This is a genomic window from Pseudomonas sp. NPDC090592 (assembly GCF_044769185.1).
Lineage (GTDB): Bacteria > Pseudomonadota > Gammaproteobacteria > Pseudomonadales > Pseudomonadaceae > Aquipseudomonas.
Window position 1 is genome coordinate 54905 of sequence record NZ_JBIVXJ010000002.1, and the last position, 17585, is coordinate 72489.

A 17585-nucleotide genomic window follows, 5' to 3' on the forward strand; every position below is an offset into this window, starting at 1 on the left:
CAACCGATTTTTCTAGGAGCGCTCTAATGGCTGTTGGTCTTGGTCCTTTGCCCACCCTGCACCCGGTTCCGGGTTTTGAACTCGGCATCGCTTCTGCCGGCATCAAGCGCCCTGGGCGCAAGGATGTGGTGGTCATGCGCTGTGCCGAAGGCTCCAGCGTGGCAGGCGTGTTCACCCTCAACGCCTTCTGCGCAGCGCCAGTGATCCTGTCCAAGCAGCGTGTACAGGGCACCGTGCGCTACCTGCTGACCAACACCGGTAACGCCAACGCCGGTACCGGCGCGCCAGGCCTGGCTGCTGCCGAGCGTACCTGCGCCAAGCTGGCCGAGCTGACGGGCGTGCCGGCCGAATCGGTACTGCCGTTCTCCACCGGCGTGATCGGCGAGCCGCTGCCGGTCGAGAAGATCGAAGGTGCACTGCAGGCCGCCCTCGACAACCTGTCGGAAAACCACTGGGCTGAAGCTGCCACCGGCATCATGACCACCGATACCCTGCCCAAGGGTGCCAGCCGCCAGTTCCAGCACGATGGCGTGACCGTGACTGTCACTGGCATCAGCAAGGGTGCAGGCATGATCCGCCCGAACATGGCCACCATGCTCGGCTACATCGCCACCGACGCCAAGGTTGCCCCGGCGGTGCTCAAGGACCTGATGCTGGACGGCGCCAACAAGTCGTTCAACCGCATCACCATCGATGGCGATACTTCGACCAACGATTGCTGCATGCTGATCGCTACGGGCAAGGCCAATCTGCCGGAAGTGACCGAAGCCAGCGGTGCGTTGTTCGACGCGCTGAAAAAGGCCGTGTTCGAAGTGTGCATGGAAGTCGCTCAGGCCATCGTCCGTGATGGTGAAGGCGCTACCAAGTTCGTGACCGTGCAGGTCAACGGTGGCGGTAACCACCAGGAGTGCCTGGACGTGGGCTATGCGGTGGCGCATTCGCCACTGATCAAGACCGCACTGTTCGCCTCTGACCCGAACTGGGGCCGTATCCTTGCCGCTGTTGGCCGTGCGGGTGTGCCGGAGCTGGATGTGAGCCTGATCGACGTGTACCTGGACAACGTGTGCATCGCCAGCCAGGGCGGCCGCAGCCCAAGCTACACCGAAGCGCAAGGTTCGGCCGTGATGGCCCAGGAAGAGATCACCATCCGTATCGAACTGGGCCGTGGTGCGTGCAGCGAAACCATCTGGACTACCGACCTGTCCCACGAATACGTGAAGATCAACGCCGAGTACCGTACCTGATCCAAATGGGGCCGCTTTGCGGCCCGATCGCCGGCAAGCCAGCTCCCACAGGTACAGCGTATCCTTCAGGCCCTGTGCTGTACCTGTGGGAGCTGGCTTGCCGGCGATGGGCTGCAAAGCAGCCCCAGAAAATCCAAACCGATGGAGCCGAACCATGAGCTATCACCTGATCATCGGCGACAAGCTGTATTCCTCCTGGTCGCTGCGTGGCGCCCTGGCCCTCGAGCTGGCTGGCGTGCCCTACGAAGAATCCCTGATCAAACTCAATCAGCCTGACACCCGTCAGCGTATCCTCGCTTATTCCGCCACCGGCAAGGTCCCGCTGCTGAAGACCGAACACGGTGTGATCGCCGACTCGCTGGCCATTGCCGAATACCTCAACGAACGCCACCCCGAGGCCCAGCTGTGGCCGGCCGACGTCGCTGCCCGTGCGCAAGCCCGTTCGGCCTGCGCGCAGATGCACAGCGGGTTCTTCGCGCTGCGTGGCGCCATGCCGTTCGACCTCTCGCGTGACAAGGCTCTGGACGATTTGCCGCTGGACGTGCAGGTCGACATCGACCGTATCGTCGCGCTGTGGTCCGAATGCCGTGTGGTGGCCAAGGACAGCGGGCCATTCCTGTTTGGCAAGCCGAGCCTGGCCGACGCCTTCTTCGCCCCGGTGGCCGTGCGCCTGCGCACCTATCGTGTAGAGGTGCCCGCAGAGGCGGCCGCCTATATCGAAACCATTTATCAGTGGCCAGCCTTCAAGGCTTGGCAGCAGGCCGGCCTGGCGGAGCGTGAAGGGTGAAACGGATTCATGTAGTAGCGGCTGTCATTCGCGGCAATGACGGCCGTATTCTGATTGCCCGCCGGGCAGATACCCAGCATCAGGGTGGCCTGTGGGAATTCCCCGGTGGCAAGGTGGAAGCGGGCGAAAGCGTGGAGGCAGCGCTGGCCCGTGAGCTGTGCGAGGAGCTGGGCATCGAGGTGACCCGCTCGCGTGCGCTGATCAAGGTCAGCCATGATTACCCGGACAAACAGGTGCTGCTGGATGTGCGCGAAGTCGACGCGTTCACCGGCGAGCCCCATGGCGCCGAGGGGCAGCCGCTGGAATGGGTGGCCCCGCGCGACCTGCCGCAATATGAGTTCCCTGAGGCCAACAAGCCGATCGTGGCTGCCGCGCGCCTGCCGGACCAGTACCTGATTACCCCGGATGGCCTGGAAGTACCGCAGATGCTCAAGGGTATCCAGAAAGCGGTAGCCAATGGTATTCGCCTGATCCAGTTGCGTGCCCCGGACATGTACGACCCCAAGTACCGCGACGTGGCGGTGGATGCGGTCGGGCTATGCGCCGGTAAAGCACAGCTTATGCTCAAAGGGCCGCTGGAGTGGCTGGGCGACTTCCCCTCGGCGGGTTGGCACCTGACGGCAGCACAGCTGCGCAAGTACGCGGCCAAGGGCCGGCCGTTCCCCAAGCAGCGCTGGCTGGCCGCGTCGTGCCACAGTGCCGAGGAACTGGCGCTGGCAGCGCAGATGGATGTGGACTTCGTCACCTTGTCGCCGGTGCAGGCGACCCAGACCCACCCTGAGGCTGTGCCGTTGGGGTGGGAAGAGGCGCAGCGGTTGATCGCCGGGTTCAACAAGCCGGTCTACCTGCTAGGTGGGGTAGGGCCGGGTGAGCGTGAGCAGGCCTGGGAAGCCGGTGCACAAGGTGTGGCCGGGATTCGGGCGTTCTGGCCTGAGGCCTGAGGCCTGAGCAATTGGGGCCGCTTTGCGGCCCATCGCGACACAAGGCCGCTCCCACAGGGACCTGCGTACACCGCACCTGTGGGAGCGGCCTTGTGTCGCGAAAGGGCTGCAAAGCAGCCCCAAAACTATCAGCCCTGAGGCTTTTCAGCAGGCTGCCACAACACCTCAGCCACCCCCTGCCGCCGCCCGATGATCCGCGCCGCCACAAACAGCAGATCCGAAAGCCGGTTGATATACGCCAACCCAACCCCTTCCAGCGGCTCCAGCGCATTCAACTGCTGGCAGCGCCGCTCTGCGCTGCGCGCCAGGCTCCGGCACACATGCGCCTGCGCGACCAGCGCCGAACCACTGGGCAGGATGAAGTTCTTCAACGGCCCCAACTCGTCGTTCCAGGTATCGATGGCCGCTTCCAGCCGCTCAACCTCCGCCAGGTTCAACGCCTGGTAACTCGGCATCGCCAACTCGCCCCCCAGGTCGAACAAACGGTGCTGACACGGAGCCAGCACGGTGCTCACCTCATCCAGCCCGTGCTCGTCCAGCCCCGCCAGCAGCACGCCCAACTGGCTGTTCAGGCTGTCTACCTCGCCAATCGCCTCGATCCGCGGGTGGTCCTTGGGCACCCGTCGACCATCGCCCAGGCCGGTTTCGCCCTTGTCGCCGGTACGGGTGTAAATCTTCGACAGGCGGTAACCCATGTCACTTCTCCGTGTTGGCCGGCATCGCCGGCTGGCCGAGGGGCAGGCGCAGGGTGAAGCAGGTGCCCTGGCCGGGCGTGGACTGCACTTCCATCTGCCCCTTGTGATTGTTGGTGATGATGAAATATGAAACCGACAAGCCCAGCCCTGTGCCCTGGCCGATTTCCTTGGTGGTGAAAAATGGCTCGAAGGTGCGTTTGCGTACTGCCTCGGGCATGCCGACGCCGTTGTCCTCGACCTGGATTTCCGCCCACGGCGGGTTCAGCCGCGTGCGCAGGGTAATGCGCCCTGGCTCACTCGGCTGTGGGCGCAAGTGAATGGCTTGGGCGGCGTTTTTCAGCAGGTTCAGCAGCACCTGTTCCAGTTCATTGGCGGTACAGGGCACTGGCCCCAGCTCGGGGTCGAACTGGCGCACGATGGCCTGGCCCTTGAAGTCGAAACCGATGGTGAGGTCGAAGTCGTTGCCGGCAATTTCCACCGCTTGGTCGATCAAGGCTGGCAGGTCGCACGGTGCCAGCTGACGGTTGCTACGGCGGCTGAAGCTGAGCATGTGGGTGACGATCTTGGCTGCCCGGGCGCCGGCCTGCTGAATGCCATCGAGCAGTTGCGGCACTTCGCGGCTGGCCAGGTAACGGTTGATCGTGGGCAGGTCGATGCCCAGTTCCTCTGCTTGCTCCTGATTGCGCGGCAACTCTGGCGACAGGCGCCGGCGAATGTTCTGTACGTTGTGCAGGATAGCGCCTAGCGGGTTGTTGATTTCGTGGGCCATGCCCGCCGCCAGGCCGCCGACCGATAGCATTTTCTCGGATTGCACCATCATCTCTTCCAGTGACAGGCGCTGGGTAATGTCGTCGATCCGGATGACCACGCCGCGCCCGCCGCCGCCGGTCAGCGGATAGAAGGTCAGGGCGTAGTGGCGCAGGTCGTCACCCTTGGGCCAGGTAACCCGCTCGACCTTTGCCACCCGGTGCTTTTCCACGGTTTCCTTCAGTTGCGGCAGGAACGGCTTGAGCGGCTCGAAGGCAATGAACACCGGCTGGTTCAGGGCTTCGTCCAGTGGCGTGCCGGAAAGCACCGTGGCTTCGTGGTTCCATTGCGTCACGTAGAGCTGTTCGTCGAGGGCGATCAACGCCGAGGGCATCGAGTCGATGATGCTGTTGAGGTAGTTCTGAAAGCCGGTGAGCTTTTTTTCGATCTTGCTGCGCACCTGCACTTCCAGCTCCAGCTTGCGGTTGGTATGGCGCGTTTCCTCGGCCAGGCCCTGGGCCTGGTCATAGGCATCCTGGAACTCGTCGCGAGCGCGCTTGAGCTGCTGCTCGCGGGCCTCGATGCGCGACAGCATGGTATTGAAGGCTGCGGCCAGGCTGCCGATTTCGTCGTCGTTGCCACGCGTGGCCCGCAGCGCGTAGCTCTCTTCACGGGTGACCTGGCGGCTGAGCTCTTCAAGCTGATGGATCGGCTGGGTGATCAGGCGTTTGATCTGTCGGGCGATGACGATCCACAGCAGGATGCTGAACACCAGGATGCCCAGGCTGGCGCTGAGGGTGCCGGTGTAGAAGGCGGTGGGCAGCTCGCTGCTGGCCACCAGCAGCAGGTGCGCTGGCGGGTTGGCGTCGCGCGGGATACGAATCAGCTGGGTGCTGCGAAACTCCATCAGGCGCCAGCCGTCGATGTTGCGAAAACGCTTGGGCAGGGCCAGCGGCTCGCCATGCTGCAACTGCGCCAGCATGCGGCCGTCGCCACCGTACACGGCGGCAGCCCGCAACGGTGTGTAGCTGTCCAGCTCCTTGAGCAGGGCGTTGGCGGTGTCCGGGGTGTCGCCGGCGCGGGCAGCAAGCTGAGGGTTGGCCACCAGCCTGCCGATGGTCTGCAGTGCCTGGGGGGCCATGCTTTCCTGGGTTATCCAGTAGGCCGCGCTGATGAAGGTAAGGTTGGCCACCAGCAGGATGGTTACCAGCAATACCAGCAGGGCCGCCAGCAGCTTCTGCCCGACCGGGAGGTTTTCCAGGCGTTGGCGCAAGGTCATGGGCTAGGTAATGTCCGTATCCGGTTCAAGGGGCCGCATCAGTCGCAGGGCAAACCACGTGTGCGCAAGTTATCGACCAGGCGCTGCTGCAGGCGTTCCAGCTCGGGCAACTGTAGCCCGTGGCGGCCGGCTGCACGGCAGGCATGGCCGAGCAGGTAGTGCACCTCGGTGCGCCGGCTGGCGCGCACGTCCTGGTACATGGAAGAGTAGTTGGCTGCGGTGGCGAGGATAACCCGCTGCACTTCTTCGTCCAGTTCAACCGCAGCTTGCGGCTGGCCACAGTGGCGCAGCAACTCGGCCAGTTCGCTGCACAGTGCATCCACTTCACCCAAGTGCCCCAGCAACCCGCCGTTCTGGCAGTCGTGCAGCACGGTCAGCGGGTTGATGGCGCAGTTGAGCGCCAGCTTGCGCCACAGGCGGGTGAGTATGTCCACGGTCCATTCAGCGGGGATGCCGGCTTCGTGCAAGTCATCGAACCAGGCGGGGGTGGTGGGGGTACGTGGGTCGCCCAGCCAGTTGAAGCCGTGGCCGGCAAAGCGCACCTGCCAGTCGCCCTCGCGGAAGGCGCCTTCGGTGCTGGAGGCAAAAATGCAGCGTGCGTGGGGCACCAGGTCGGCCACTTCGTCCTGGCTGCCCAGGCCGTTCTGCAGCAACAGCACTTCGGCCCCCTCGGCCAGCCGTGTTGCCACACCGGCAATGGCCGGGGCGGCATCGTAGGCCTTGCAGGCCACCAGCAGACGGTGGATCGGGCCATGTGCCTGCGCGGTTTCTGCGGGGATGGCGTAGTGGTGGGGCTGGTCCTGTTCGATCAGGGTCAGGCCGCGGGCTTGCTGGTAGGCCTGCAGCCGTTGCCCGTCCCGCAGGATCAGGCGCACTGCCTTGCCCGCGCGCGCCAGGCGGCAAGCCCACAGGCTGCCCAGGCTGCCGGCGCCGAGAATATGCCAGGTGCTGCTCATATGCGTTTCGCAACCCGTTATAATGAGCCCGCATTTTAACCGTCAAACCCAGCGCGCTCCATCTTCAGCCTGAGCGCGCTTTTATTTTGGGAGAACAACCATGCCTTCGTTCGACGTGGTATCGGAACTGGACAAGCACGAAGTGCAGAACGCGGTCGACAACGCCATCAAGGAACTGGACCGCCGTTACGACCTCAAGGGCAAGGGCACCTTCGAGTTCAAGGAAAAGGACCAGGCAGTAATGCTCACTGCCGAGGAAGAGTTCCAGCTCGAAGCTATGCTGGAAATCCTGCGCCTGGCGCTGGTCAAGCGCAAGATCGACGTGAAGTGCCTGGAAATCAAAGACCCGTATCCATCGGGCAAGGAAAAGAAACAGGAAGCCAAGTTCCGCGAAGGCATCGACAAGGACCAGGCCAAGAAGATCGTCGCCACCATCAAGGAAGGCAAGCTGAAAGTGCAGGCCGCTATCCAGGGCGAGCAAGTACGCGTAACCGGCAAGAAGCGTGACGACCTGCAGGAAGCCATTGCCCTGCTGCGTTCCAAGGAGTTCGACATGCCGCTGCAGTTCAACAACTTCCGCGACTGATGCAGGCTATGCCCGGAACCCCGATGGCCAAATGATGTCCATCGGTTCCATGGCCGCGTTGCGGATTGCGGCCGGTTTTACCGTGTACATGCCGCCAGGCATCAGGAGATGAATATGGATTTGAACGCTGAAGTCGATCAGCTCGTCCGCCAGTCCCAGACGTGGATCCCGTTGATCATGCAATACGGCAGCCGCCTGCTGTTGGCGCTGCTGACACTGGCCATTGGCTGGTGGCTGATCAACCGGGTGAGTGCGCGCCTTGGCAAGCTGGCCGGGTTGCGCGCCGACGCGGCCCTGCAAGGGTTTATCAGCACCTTGTCGAACATTGTGCTGAAGGTGCTGCTGTTCGTCAGCGTGGCGTCGATGATCGGCATCGAGACCACCTCGTTCGTCGCTGCCATCGGTGCCGCAGGCCTGGCCATCGGCCTGGCCTTGCAAGGCAGCCTGGCGAATTTCGCTGGTGGCGTGCTGATCCTGATGTTCCGCCCGTTCCGCATTGGTGACTGGATCGAGGCGCAAGGCGTGTCGGGTACGGTCGACAGCATCCAGATCTTCCACACCGTGCTGCGCACGGGTGATAACAAGACAGTGATCATGCCCAACGGCAGCCTGTCCAACGGCATCATCACCAACACCAACCGCCAGCCGACGCGCAAGGTGGTGTTCGATGTGGGCGTGGACTACGAGGCTGACCTGCAAAAGGCCCGTAACGTGCTGCTGGAGCTGGCGAAGGACCCACGCGTGCTGCCAGATCCGGCACCGCAGGCGGTTATTGCGACCCTGGGCGACAGTTCGATCACCGTTTCGCTGCGCCTGTGGACCAAGACTGCCGACTACTGGGATGTGATGTTCATGCTCAATGAGCATGCCCGTGACCGGTTGAAGGCAGAGGGAATCGACATCCCGTTTCCGCAACGGGTGATTCGTGTGGTGCAGGAGGCAGCCGCGCAGTAAGGCGGTACAAAGCCGGGGCCGCTGTGCGCCCCATCGCGACACAAGGCCGCTCCTACAGGGGTTATGCGATCTCTGTAGGAGCGGCCTTGTGTCGCGATAGGGCGCGCAGCGGCCCCGTTTTTACACTTGTTCACAGCAATTGCCGGCCATTTCTGGCATATAGCCTGACCCCAGTTGCCACACCCGATACGCCATCATGAAACCACTGCTTTACATCACCCCCCTGCGCGCCCTGCTGTTCGGCCTTACCCTGGCCCTGTTCGAGCTGCTGACCTACCTGGCCAGCGACGCGGTCATGCCGGCCATGCCGGTGGTGGTGGGCGACCTGAACGCCAGCCCCGAGTACATCCCCCACGCCCTCAACCTGTACCTGCTGGGCGGCGTGGTGCTGCAATGGCTGATCGGGCCGCTGGCCGACCGTTATGGCCGGCGCCCGCTGCTGCTGGCCGGCTGCGCGTTCTTTGGCGTGGCCTGCCTGGCCACGTTCTGGGTCCACGACATCGGCCTGTTCAACCTGCTGCGCCTGTTGCAGGGGATCGGCCTGGGCTTCGTGGTCACGGTCAGCTACCCCGCGCTGAACGAAGCCTTCAGCGAGGCGGATGCCGTACGCATGATGGCCTTGCTGGCCAATATTGCCTTGCTGTCCCCGCTGCTGGGGCCGCTGGTGGGCACGTTGCTGTTGCAGTGGCTGGACTGGCGCTGGCTGTTCGTGGCCTTTGCCATCGGCGCGGTGCTGGCCTGGGTGCTGTTGTACCGGTTGATGCCGGAAACCCTGGGTGTTGAGCGCCGTGACGGTTCTCGCCTGGCGTTTACCCCGATTCACCTGCTGCCGTTGTTGGCCGGTTACGGCCAATTGCTGACCAACCGCCGCTTCGTTGCCGGCAGTGCCGCCCTGGGGCTGGTCGGCTTGCCGCTGATTGGCTGGATCGGCCTGTCGCCGGTGTTGCTGATTCACGATGAGGGCTTGAGCACAATGGCATATGCCCTGTGGCAGCTGCCGGTTTTCGGTGGTCTGATACTTGGCAACCTGATCATCAACCGCATCGCCGACCGCTACCCGCTGCCCGCACTGGTGCGCGGGGCGCTGTGGCCGTACCTGGCTGGCCTGTGCCTGATGGTGCTGGCGACCTGGTACTGGCCGAGCGTGACCAGCGTGGTGGCAGGCATGTCGCTGTACGCGTTGGGGCTGGGCGTAGCCAACGCGGTGCTGTACCGCATGACGCTGTTCTCCAGTGAACAGAGCAAGGGCCTGGTTTCGGCCATGTTGGGGATGATCACCATTGCCTTGCTGGGGCTGGGCGGGGCGGTGCTGGCGATGATTGGTGCCGGGGCCAGCTTGCTGCACTTTGCCCTGGCAGCGGGGGTGGCAGGGGCGTTGGCGCTGTGGCCGCTGTGGTTTGTGGTGGGCGGGCGGCCTGGGGAAGGGGCTGTTACTCAGTAATCGTCTTTGCCTGTACCGGCCTCTTCGCGGGCTTGCCCGCTCCCACAGGTACAGCACAGCCCTTGAGATCTGTGCGGTTTCTGTGGGAGCGGGCAAGCCCGCGAAGAGGCCAGCACAGGCGCTACAAACCTGTCAGGGCCGCTCGGCCGCCGAATTTTCCTCTGCCACCGGCGTACCCCGCCCAGCCTCCTGGCGCCACTGCAGGGCGATCAGGATCAGCGTAGGCACCCCCAGCAATGCAGTAATCAGGAAGAAGTCGTGGTAACCGAACTTCTCCACCATCACCCCCGAATACCCGCCGATCAGACGCGGCAGCAGCAGCATGATCGAGCTGAGCAGCGCGTACTGGGTGGCCGAGAACTTCAGGTTGGTCAGGCTCGACAGGTAGGCAACGAAGGCAGAAGTGGCCAGGCCGGAGCTGAAGTTGTCCAGCGAGATGGTCACCACCAGCATTTCCAGGTTTGGACCCATGTCGGCCAGCATCAGGAACAGGATGTTGGTGGCCGCTGAGGCTGCGCCGCCGATGAACAGGATCGGCATGATGCCGAAGCGCACGATCAACAGGCCGCCGACCCCGGCGCCGACCAGGGTCATGATCAGGCCGAAGATCTTGCTGACACTGGCGATCTGGTCCTTGGTGAAACCCATGTCGATGTAGAACACGTTGGCCATCACGCCCATCACGGTATCGGACATGCGATAGGTGGCAATCAGGCCGAGCAGCAGCAGGGCCTGCCAGCGGTAGCGCGCAATGAAGTCGTGGACCGGCGTAAGTACAGGTGCCAGGCCGCGACGGCCGAGGCTCGACAGGCACGCCCAGCTCAGCAGCACATACAGGATCAGGCGCAGGAAAGCGCGGTCTTCCAGCAGCAGGTCAAGCGGCGTGGCATCGCCCGAAATGACGCTCGACCAGCCGGTATTGAACATTTGCGTGAAGCTGGCCGGCACCGACACCAGCAGGATGATCAGCACGAACACCGACGCCAGCTGGTGCACCAGCCCATAGCGCGCAGCCGACAACTGGGTGCGCAGGGGCACTGGCGGCTCGCGCATGACCAGGGTGGTGAACAGGGCAGGCAGCATCATCACCCCGAACATGACGTAGGTGCCGGCCCAGGCCTTGTGCAGGTAGCTGAAACCGGTGGACCCGAACCACTCGGCGAAGAACAGGGCGCCGGCCGTGGCCAGCAAGGCTGCTACCCGGTAGCCGGCCATGTAGCTGGCGGCGAGCGCGGCCTGGCGCTGGTCGTCGGCGATTTCCAGGCGGTAGGCGTCTACCGCGATGTCCTGGGTAGCCGAGGCAAAGGCCACCAGAACCGCCATGGCGATCAGCCACGACAGATGTTGTTGCGGGTCGCACAGGCTCATGCCGACCAGGCCGATGACTACCAGCGATTGCGACAATAGCAGCCACGAACGTCGCCGACCCAGCCCACCCAGCAGCGGCAGGCGCCATTGGTCGAGCAGCGGCGACCACACCCACTTGAAGGCGTAGGCCAGACCGATCAGGCTGGCGTATCCAATGGTTTCGCGGGCAACGCCGGCTTCACGCAACCACACCGACAGGGTCGAGAAAACCAGCATGTAGGGCAGGCCGGCGGCGAAACCGAGCAGCAAAAGTACCAAGGTTGACGGGCTGGCATAGGCAGCAAGCGCAGCGCGCCAGGTTTTACGGGGCATGGGCCAACATCTGCCTCAAGTTTGCGAAAACAAAGCGCGCACTCTAACCGCTGTGCTCCATTGGGCGCCAGCCATGGCGCGTCATATCCACACGATTGTTGGTTACATTTACACCTTCGGCACGTAGTCGCGCCCTTTGTTCATCCCCCGACGGGGTACCCATTGCCAGGCTCAACCGCCCACCTGCACCGAGCACCCGATGCCAGGGCAGGCGGGTGTCCGCAGGCAACTGTCCGAGGGTGCGCCCGACCCAGCGCGCCGCACGGCCAAGCCCCGCCAGCTCGGCCAGTTGGCCGTAGCTCACCACCTTGCCGCTAGGCACCTGGCCAAGTACTGAATATAGCGCCGTTCGTCGGCCCTCGGCGGATTCCAAGGCGTGCTCATATCCATCAGACATCACGCCCCCCTTGGGCTGCAGATGAAAACGGACCGATGGTCCGGCAAATGAGAGTTGAACTCAACGCCAAGTGCTCGGTCTGTCCTTGCTCTGGGCGTAGGTATCTGGATAATGCCCGGCTTTTTTCGTCAAATCGAACCCGTAGTCCGCTTATGAATTCTAGATCGTTGTTGTGCCTGCTCGCTGCATCCTTGTGCGCCGCCCCGGTGTTCGCCGACACCGTGTGGATGAAGAACGGTGACCGGCTCAGCGGCAAGATCAAAGTCTTCGACGGTGGCAAGCTGCTGCTGGAAACCCCTTATGGTGGGTCCATCGCCCTGGACTGGAAAGAAGTCCAGACCCTGGAAAGCGACCAGGAAATGCTGGTCAAGCAAGATGCCTACACCGGAGAAAAGGCCAAATCGCTGAAAGCGGCCGAGCCTGGCAAGGTTACCCTGGCCAATGGCGAGGCGCCGAAGACCGTGGAGCTGGCAAGCATCGAGCAGATCATGAAGCCCAAGCCACTGGTCGAGGACTTCGTGTGGAAGGGCAACGTCGACGTGGCGCTGGACTACAAGCGTGCCGAGAATGACACCGACGATTACGACATCGGCTTCAAGACCACGGCCCGTCACGGCCGCTGGCGGCACAACGCCGAAGGCGAGTACAACCGCGAGACCAAGGACGACGTCACCACCACCGACAACTGGAGTGCCGAGTACGCCCTGGACCGTTTCATGACCGAGAAGTGGTTCTGGCAGGGCCGTGCGGAATACAAGCGCGACCGCATCGAAGACCTGGCCCGCCAGCGCACCGTGGGTACCGGCCCGGGTTACCAGTTCTGGGATGACGAACTGGGGGCGTTCTCGCTGGGTTCGCTGGTCAACCGCACCGACTTCGAATACCAGGATGGCAGCAAGGACAATTTCTACTCCGCGGCGGTGAAGTGGGACTACACCCGCTACCTGATCGGCAAGAACGTGCAGCTGTTCACCAACGGCGAGTTCGCCAAGCCGCTGGGCGGCGTGGCCGACTACTCGCTGGATGCCGAAGTTGGCCTGCGCTACAAGGTTACCGAGTGGGCCTCGCTCAACCTCAAGGCAGAGAAGGACATCATCACCGGGACGCGTGAGAGTGACCTGGACAAGACCCGCTATACCGCGGGCTTTGGCGTGACCTGGTAGTTTTTTGGGGCCGCTTTGCGGCCCATCGCGACACAAGGCCGCTCCTACAGGGGATCGCGTACAACCTGTAGGAGCGGCCTTGTGTCGCGACAGGGCTGCGCAGCAGCCCCATTGGCACTGGAACTGATAATGCTTATCTTGTCATCTATCCAGTCTGACACCAGGAGCCGCCCCACGTGAGTACCAACGCCATCCGCCCCGCCCGGGAACTGCTGCTCAAGGAATACCGCGGCGTGCTCTCGACCCATTCCAAGTCGATGCCCGGCTTCCCGTTCGGTTCGGTCGTGCCGTACTGCCTGGACGCCCAAGGCAACCCGCTGATCCTCATCAGCCGCATCGCCCAGCACACCCACAACCTGCAGAAAGACCCCAAGTGCTCGCTGCTGGTGGGTGAGCGCGAGGCCGAGGACGTGCAAGCCGTAGGGCGCCTGACGGTGATGGCCGAGGCGCACAAGCTGGTCGACGAAGCCGCCATCGAGGCTGCCGCCGAACGCTACTACCGCTACTTCCCCGAAGCCGGCAACTACCACAAGGCCCACGACTTCGACTTCTGGGTGCTGCAACCGGTGCGCCACCGCTACATCGGCGGCTTCGGCGCGATCCACTGGCTGGACCAGGTGACCCTGGCCAACCCGTTCGCCGGCAAGGCCGAGGCAAGCATGGTCCAGCACATGAACAGCGACCACGCCAACGCCATCGCCCACTACGTCGAGCTGACCGACCTGCCACGCCATGCGCCGGCGCAAATGGCCGGGGTCGATAGTGAAGGCATGCACCTGCGCATTGGCCAGGCGCTGCACTGGTTGCCATTCCCCAGTACTTGCAACACGCCGACACAAGTGCGCGAAGCCTTGGTTTTACTGGCGCGCGCCGACCAGTGGCCGGTTGCGACGGCAGTCGAGGGTTGAAAAGCCGAGCATACGCATCCATCTGTAGGTCTTACAGGAAGGTTCTCTTCCAACGAGGATTGCTTTGATGCGTGCTTTTCTACTGTTGCTTCTGCTGTTTCCGGTACTGGAGCTTTTCGTTTTCGTCAAGGTCAGCGCGGCCATCGGGTTTTTCCCGGCGCTGCTGCTGATCATCGCCGGCTCCGCCCTGGGCGTGCTGGTGATGCGCGTGGCCGGCCTGGCCACCGCATTGCGTGCCCGTGAAAGCCTGCAGCGTGGCGAACTGCCCGCCGAGGACATGTTCCAGGGCCTGATGCTGGCGGTCGGTGGCGGCCTGCTGTTGCTGCCGGGCTTCATCAGCGACGTGCTGGGCTTGCTGTGCCTGCTGCCGTTCACCCGCCACCTGGCCGCACGCAAGATGCGCGAGCGTGCCGAGGCCCAGGCCATGCGCCAGCGTGCATTCCAGGACGACCCGTTCCAGGCGCGACCACGCGAGAGTGGCCACCGTCCGAACGTGATCGAAGGCGAGTACGAGCGCCGCGACAAGTAAAACGCCCGGGGCCGCACAAGCGGCCCCGGTGTTTTTCAGCCTGAAGAAAAATTTTGTATATCAAGCCTTGTAATTGAATATGGCGGCCTCATGTATGTGGTCACCGCAAGGTTTCTGGTGGTTACGCCAGACATGACACAGGTGGTTCGCCCATTGCGGGCCACCCCCCGGCAACGCCGGACAGCATCAACCCGCCGGTGTCGATACCGGCCGATGAAAACCACAATTTGGGAGAGATCGACAATGAAGCTTCGTCCTCTGCATGACCGCGTCGTTATCCGTCGCAGCGAAGAAGAATCGAAAACCGCTGGCGGTATCGTCCTGCCGGGTTCGGCCGCTGAAAAACCAAACCGCGGCGAAGTTGTAGCCGTCGGCACCGGTCGCATCCTGGACAACGGCGAAGTTCGCGCGCTGGCCGTGAAAGTGGGTGACAAAGTGGTCTTCGGCCCTTACTCGGGCAGCAACACCGTGAAAGTCGATGGCGAAGACCTGCTGGTCATGGCCGAAAACGAAATCCTCGCCGTTATCGAAGGCTGATTTCCCCGACTTCCCGTTACTCCAAAGATTTCCAAGGATTAAACGATCATGGCTGCTAAAGACGTAAAATTCGGCGATTCCGCTCGTAAGAAAATGCTGGTTGGTGTCAACGTTCTGGCTGACGCGGTAAAAGCGACCCTGGGCCCGAAAGGCCGTAACGTGGTACTGGCCAAGAGCTTCGGCGCGCCAACCATCACCAAGGACGGCGTTTCCGTCGCCAAAGAAATCGAGCTGAAAGACGCCTTCGAAAACATGGGCGCCCAGCTGGTCAAGGAAGTTGCTTCCAAGGCCAACGATGCTGCCGGTGACGGCACCACCACCGCTACCGTTCTGGCTCAGGCCATCGTCAACGAAGGCCTGAAAGCCGTCGCTGCCGGCATGAACCCGATGGACCTGAAGCGCGGTATCGACAAGGCCACTGCTGCCGTCGTTGCCGAGCTGAAGAACCTGTCCAAGCCATGCGCCGACTCCAAGGCCATCGCCCAGGTAGGCACCATCTCCGCCAACTCCGACGACTCCATCGGCAACATCATTGCCGAAGCCATGGAAAAAGTCGGTAAAGAAGGCGTGATCACCGTTGAAGAAGGCTCGGGCCTGGAAAACGAACTGTCCGTCGTAGAGGGCATGCAGTTCGACCGTGGCTACCTGTCGCCATACTTCGTCAACAAGCCGGACACCATGGTTGCCGAGCTGGAAGGCCCGCTGCTGCTGCTGGTCGACAAGAAGATCTCCAACATCCGTGAGCTGCTGCCAGTGCTGGAAGCCGTTGCCAAGGCCGGCCGCCCACTGCTGATCGTTGCCGAAGACGTTGAAGGCGAAGCGCTGGCTACCCTGGTAGTCAACAACATGCGCGGCATCGTCAAGGTTGCAGCGGTCAAGGCCCCGGGCTTCGGCGACCGTCGCAAGGCCATGCTGCAGGACATCGCCGTCCTGACTGGCGGCCAGGTCATCTCCGAAGAAATCGGCCTGTCCCTGGAAACCGCTACCCTGGAGCACCTGGGTAACGCCAAGCGTGTGACCCTGTCCAAGGAAAACACCATCATCATCGACGGCGCTGGCGCCGAAGACGACATCCAGGCTCGCGTCAAGCAGATCCGCGCCCAGATCGAAGAAACTTCGTCGGACTACGACCGTGAGAAGCTGCAAGAGCGTCTGGCCAAGCTGGCTGGCGGTGTTGCCGTGATCAAGGTCGGTGCTGGCACCGAAGTTGAAATGAAAGAGAAGAAAGCCCGCGTTGAAGACGCCCTGCACGCTACCCGTGCAGCCGTTGAAGAAGGCGTGGTGCCTGGCGGTGGTGTTGCCCTGGTTCGCGCCCTGGCTGCCATTGCCGACCTGAAAGGCGACAACGAAGACCAGAACGTCGGTATCGCCCTGCTGCGTCGCGCTGTTGAAGCCCCGCTGCGCCAGATCACTGCCAACGCCGGCGACGAGCCAAGCGTTGTTGCTGACAAGGTCAAGCAAGGTTCGGGTAACTTCGGTTACAACGCTGCTACCGGCGAGTACGGCGACATGATCGAGATGGGCATCCTGGACCCAGCCAAGGTCACCCGTTCGGCCCTGCAAGCTGCTGCTTCGATCGGCGGTCTGATGATCACCACCGAAGCCATGATTGCTGACGCTCCGAGCGAAGCACCAGCTGGCGGCGGCATGCCAGACATGGGCGGCATGGGTGGCATGGGCGGCATGATGTAAGCCAGCCTTACCCCCAGTAGCATGAAAAAGCCCCGGTTCGTGAGAACCGGGGCTTTTTCGTTATACCTGTGAGGGCCATTGGGGCTGCTGCGCAGCCCATCGCAGGCAAGCCAGCTCCCACAGAATCTTCACAGGCCTGATTCTTGTGCTGCACCTGTGGGAGCTGGCTTGCCGGCGATGGGCCGCAAAGCGGCCCCTCGATCAGGCGACGCTACGTTCGGCGTCTGGCGCTTCCACAACGCCTCGGCGATACAGGATCAGGTAATACGACCCCAGCCCGATCAACCAGCAGAACACCCCCGTCCACACGTTGTGCGACAAGAAATGCGCGCCCTGCATCATCCGCCCTACGCCTAATACCGATCCAGCCAGCAAGGCCACGACAAACGCCATCCGCGCCAGCCGTGGCTTGCGATCACGCAGCATGAAGAACAAGCCGAACAGGCAGAACCCGGTCGCCGCATGCCCGCCTGGCCAGCACAGCCCAGGCTTGTCGGTAGCCGGTCGCGGTTCCAGCAGCTTGCTGTAGGTTTCGCTGCCGCCAAACTGGGTCAGGCTCCATGGGCACTGCACCTGGGTCACTTTCTTCAACGGTGTGACAAACGCCGTGGACAGGCCCAGCGCCAACACCAGGCAGCCCAGCTCACGGCGCCAGCTGAACAGACGTTTCCAGAAGAAACTGGCGGCAAAGGTCAGTAGCGACAAAACCCCAAGCAGGATGACCACTTGTTTGACCCGGTCATGCAGGATGTTTTCCAGCAGATAGCTGTGGCGACCGATGAATTGCCCCGCGGCGGGGTCGAAGAACAGCTTGGCCACATCCATGTCGATCGACGTCAACTCCAGCAGGATCAAGGCCAGCGCGGTCGCCAAGGGTATGCCCAGATACAGCCAGACGTTGATCGGGCGAGGGCGGGTTCGTTGCTGCATGGCGGCTCCAGGGCACGAAAAAGATCGGGCATTGTCGGCTGCCCGCTATCCTGTGTCCGTGAAGGATCAGTGAAAAAACCGTCAAGTGCGGTGAATTTTTCCGAGGGCTGGCACCGTGC

At 62.8% G+C, this 17585-nt stretch carries 17 protein-coding genes; 11 read left to right on the plus strand and 6 right to left on the minus strand.

The window, feature by feature from the left end; translation table 11 throughout:
• Positions 1 to 26: 26 nt before the first annotated feature.
• The 3 genes from argJ (at position 27) to ACIQUI_RS01800 (ending at position 2972) form a co-directional block, all read left to right on the plus strand.
• Positions 27 to 1244 carry a bifunctional glutamate N-acetyltransferase/amino-acid acetyltransferase ArgJ gene (gene argJ, locus ACIQUI_RS01790; RefSeq protein WP_403194482.1) on the plus strand — a complete coding sequence of 406 codons (1218 nt, stop codon included), beginning with the start codon at positions 27 to 29 and terminating at the stop codon, positions 1242 to 1244.
• 154 nt (positions 1245 to 1398) lie between these two features.
• Entirely contained in the window at positions 1399 to 2031 is a 633-nt protein-coding gene (locus ACIQUI_RS01795; protein WP_403194484.1) for a glutathione S-transferase family protein, read from the plus strand.
• On the plus strand, positions 2028 to 2972 hold the full coding sequence (locus ACIQUI_RS01800; protein WP_403194486.1) for a Nudix family hydrolase: 945 nt from the start codon (positions 2028 to 2030) through the stop codon (positions 2970 to 2972). The genes ACIQUI_RS01795 and ACIQUI_RS01800 overlap by 4 nt, the downstream gene beginning before the upstream one ends.
• Before the next feature lie 128 nt (positions 2973 to 3100).
• Here ACIQUI_RS01800 and ACIQUI_RS01805 read toward each other — a convergent pair whose 3' ends face one another.
• The 3 genes from ACIQUI_RS01805 to ACIQUI_RS01815 are packed head-to-tail and all read right to left on the minus strand — an operon-like array spanning position 3101 to position 6649.
• Positions 3101 to 3667: a cob(I)yrinic acid a,c-diamide adenosyltransferase gene (locus ACIQUI_RS01805; protein WP_403194488.1), complete on the minus strand. Its 567-nt coding sequence runs from the start codon at positions 3665 to 3667 to the stop codon at positions 3101 to 3103.
• Between the two features lies 1 nt (position 3668).
• Positions 3669 to 5693: an ATP-binding protein gene (locus tag ACIQUI_RS01810; RefSeq protein WP_403194490.1), complete on the minus strand. Its 2025-nt coding sequence runs from the start codon at positions 5691 to 5693 to the stop codon at positions 3669 to 3671.
• A gap of 38 nt (positions 5694 to 5731) precedes the next feature.
• Positions 5732 to 6649, minus strand: coding sequence for a putative 2-dehydropantoate 2-reductase (locus ACIQUI_RS01815; protein ID WP_403194492.1), 918 nt, complete (start codon positions 6647 to 6649; stop codon positions 5732 to 5734).
• Positions 6650 to 6749: 100 nt separating this feature from the next.
• Here ACIQUI_RS01815 and ACIQUI_RS01820 point away from each other — a divergent pair, with 100 nt between their 5' ends.
• From ACIQUI_RS01820 to ACIQUI_RS01830, 3 genes are all read left to right on the plus strand, one after another.
• Positions 6750 to 7235, plus strand: coding sequence for a YajQ family cyclic di-GMP-binding protein (locus tag ACIQUI_RS01820; protein WP_403194494.1), 486 nt, complete (start codon positions 6750 to 6752; stop codon positions 7233 to 7235).
• 114 nt (positions 7236 to 7349) lie between these two features.
• Positions 7350 to 8189 (plus strand): mechanosensitive ion channel family protein, encoded by an 840-nt coding sequence (locus ACIQUI_RS01825; protein WP_403194496.1) that lies wholly within the window; start codon positions 7350 to 7352, stop codon positions 8187 to 8189.
• Between the two features lie 196 nt (positions 8190 to 8385).
• The gene (locus ACIQUI_RS01830; protein ID WP_403194498.1) at positions 8386 to 9630 is read left to right on the plus strand and encodes an MFS transporter; all 1245 of its coding nucleotides are present in this window, start codon (positions 8386 to 8388) and stop codon (positions 9628 to 9630) included.
• A 132-nt stretch (positions 9631 to 9762) separates the two neighbouring features.
• On the opposite strand, the gene ACIQUI_RS01835 is transcribed toward ACIQUI_RS01830, so the two are convergent.
• Both ACIQUI_RS01835 and ACIQUI_RS01840 read right to left on the minus strand, forming a co-directional pair.
• A complete protein-coding gene (locus ACIQUI_RS01835; RefSeq protein WP_391127737.1) occupies positions 9763 to 11310 on the minus strand; it encodes an AmpG family muropeptide MFS transporter in 1548 nt (515 codons plus the stop codon).
• Positions 11311 to 11353: 43 nt separating this feature from the next.
• Complete coding sequence (locus ACIQUI_RS01840) at positions 11354 to 11707, minus strand: MGMT family protein (protein ID WP_391127740.1); 354 nt, start codon at positions 11705 to 11707, stop codon at positions 11354 to 11356.
• Between the two features lie 152 nt (positions 11708 to 11859).
• On the opposite strand from ACIQUI_RS01840, the gene ACIQUI_RS01845 reads away from it, so the two are divergent.
• From ACIQUI_RS01845 to groL, 5 genes are all read left to right on the plus strand, one after another.
• Positions 11860 to 12870 (plus strand): DUF481 domain-containing protein, encoded by a 1011-nt coding sequence (locus ACIQUI_RS01845; RefSeq protein WP_391127743.1) that lies wholly within the window; start codon positions 11860 to 11862, stop codon positions 12868 to 12870.
• A gap of 176 nt (positions 12871 to 13046) precedes the next feature.
• On the plus strand, positions 13047 to 13778 hold the full coding sequence (locus tag ACIQUI_RS01850) for a HugZ family protein (protein ID WP_403194501.1): 732 nt from the start codon (positions 13047 to 13049) through the stop codon (positions 13776 to 13778).
• Between the two features lie 67 nt (positions 13779 to 13845).
• On the plus strand, positions 13846 to 14307 hold the full coding sequence (locus ACIQUI_RS01855) for an FxsA family protein (protein WP_403194503.1): 462 nt from the start codon (positions 13846 to 13848) through the stop codon (positions 14305 to 14307).
• A 243-nt stretch (positions 14308 to 14550) separates the two neighbouring features.
• Complete coding sequence (locus ACIQUI_RS01860; protein WP_003260750.1) at positions 14551 to 14844, plus strand: co-chaperone GroES; 294 nt, start codon at positions 14551 to 14553, stop codon at positions 14842 to 14844.
• A gap of 48 nt (positions 14845 to 14892) precedes the next feature.
• On the plus strand, positions 14893 to 16536 hold the full coding sequence (gene groL / locus ACIQUI_RS01865; protein ID WP_403194505.1) for a chaperonin GroEL: 1644 nt from the start codon (positions 14893 to 14895) through the stop codon (positions 16534 to 16536).
• A gap of 201 nt (positions 16537 to 16737) precedes the next feature.
• Here groL and ACIQUI_RS01870 read toward each other — a convergent pair whose 3' ends face one another.
• Positions 16738 to 17466 carry a phosphatase PAP2 family protein gene (locus ACIQUI_RS01870; protein ID WP_403194507.1) on the minus strand — a complete coding sequence of 243 codons (729 nt, stop codon included), beginning with the start codon at positions 17464 to 17466 and terminating at the stop codon, positions 16738 to 16740.
• Positions 17467 to 17585: the final 119 nt, after the last annotated feature.

Coding starts and splice junctions, on each gene's coding strand:
- argJ (WP_403194482.1), top strand. CDS start 27: ATGGCTGTTGGTCTTGGTCCTTTGCCCACCCTGCACCCGGTTCCGGGT.
- ACIQUI_RS01795 (WP_403194484.1), top strand. CDS start 1,399: ATGAGCTATCACCTGATCATCGGCGACAAGCTGTATTCCTCCTGGTCG.
- ACIQUI_RS01805 (WP_403194488.1), bottom strand. CDS start 3,667: ATGGGTTACCGCCTGTCGAAGATTTACACCCGTACCGGCGACAAGGGC.
- ACIQUI_RS01810 (WP_403194490.1), bottom strand. CDS start 5,693: ATGACCTTGCGCCAACGCCTGGAAAACCTCCCGGTCGGGCAGAAGCTG.
- ACIQUI_RS01815 (WP_403194492.1), bottom strand. CDS start 6,649: ATGAGCAGCACCTGGCATATTCTCGGCGCCGGCAGCCTGGGCAGCCTG.
- ACIQUI_RS01820 (WP_403194494.1), top strand. CDS start 6,750: ATGCCTTCGTTCGACGTGGTATCGGAACTGGACAAGCACGAAGTGCAG.
- ACIQUI_RS01825 (WP_403194496.1), top strand. CDS start 7,350: ATGGATTTGAACGCTGAAGTCGATCAGCTCGTCCGCCAGTCCCAGACG.
- ACIQUI_RS01830 (WP_403194498.1), top strand. CDS start 8,386: ATGAAACCACTGCTTTACATCACCCCCCTGCGCGCCCTGCTGTTCGGC.
- ACIQUI_RS01835 (WP_391127737.1), bottom strand. CDS start 11,310: ATGCCCCGTAAAACCTGGCGCGCTGCGCTTGCTGCCTATGCCAGCCCG.
- ACIQUI_RS01840 (WP_391127740.1), bottom strand. CDS start 11,707: ATGTCTGATGGATATGAGCACGCCTTGGAATCCGCCGAGGGCCGACGA.
- ACIQUI_RS01845 (WP_391127743.1), top strand. CDS start 11,860: ATGAATTCTAGATCGTTGTTGTGCCTGCTCGCTGCATCCTTGTGCGCC.
- ACIQUI_RS01855 (WP_403194503.1), top strand. CDS start 13,846: ATGCGTGCTTTTCTACTGTTGCTTCTGCTGTTTCCGGTACTGGAGCTT.
- ACIQUI_RS01860 (WP_003260750.1), top strand. CDS start 14,551: ATGAAGCTTCGTCCTCTGCATGACCGCGTCGTTATCCGTCGCAGCGAA.
- groL (WP_403194505.1), top strand. CDS start 14,893: ATGGCTGCTAAAGACGTAAAATTCGGCGATTCCGCTCGTAAGAAAATG.
- ACIQUI_RS01870 (WP_403194507.1), bottom strand. CDS start 17,466: ATGCAGCAACGAACCCGCCCTCGCCCGATCAACGTCTGGCTGTATCTG.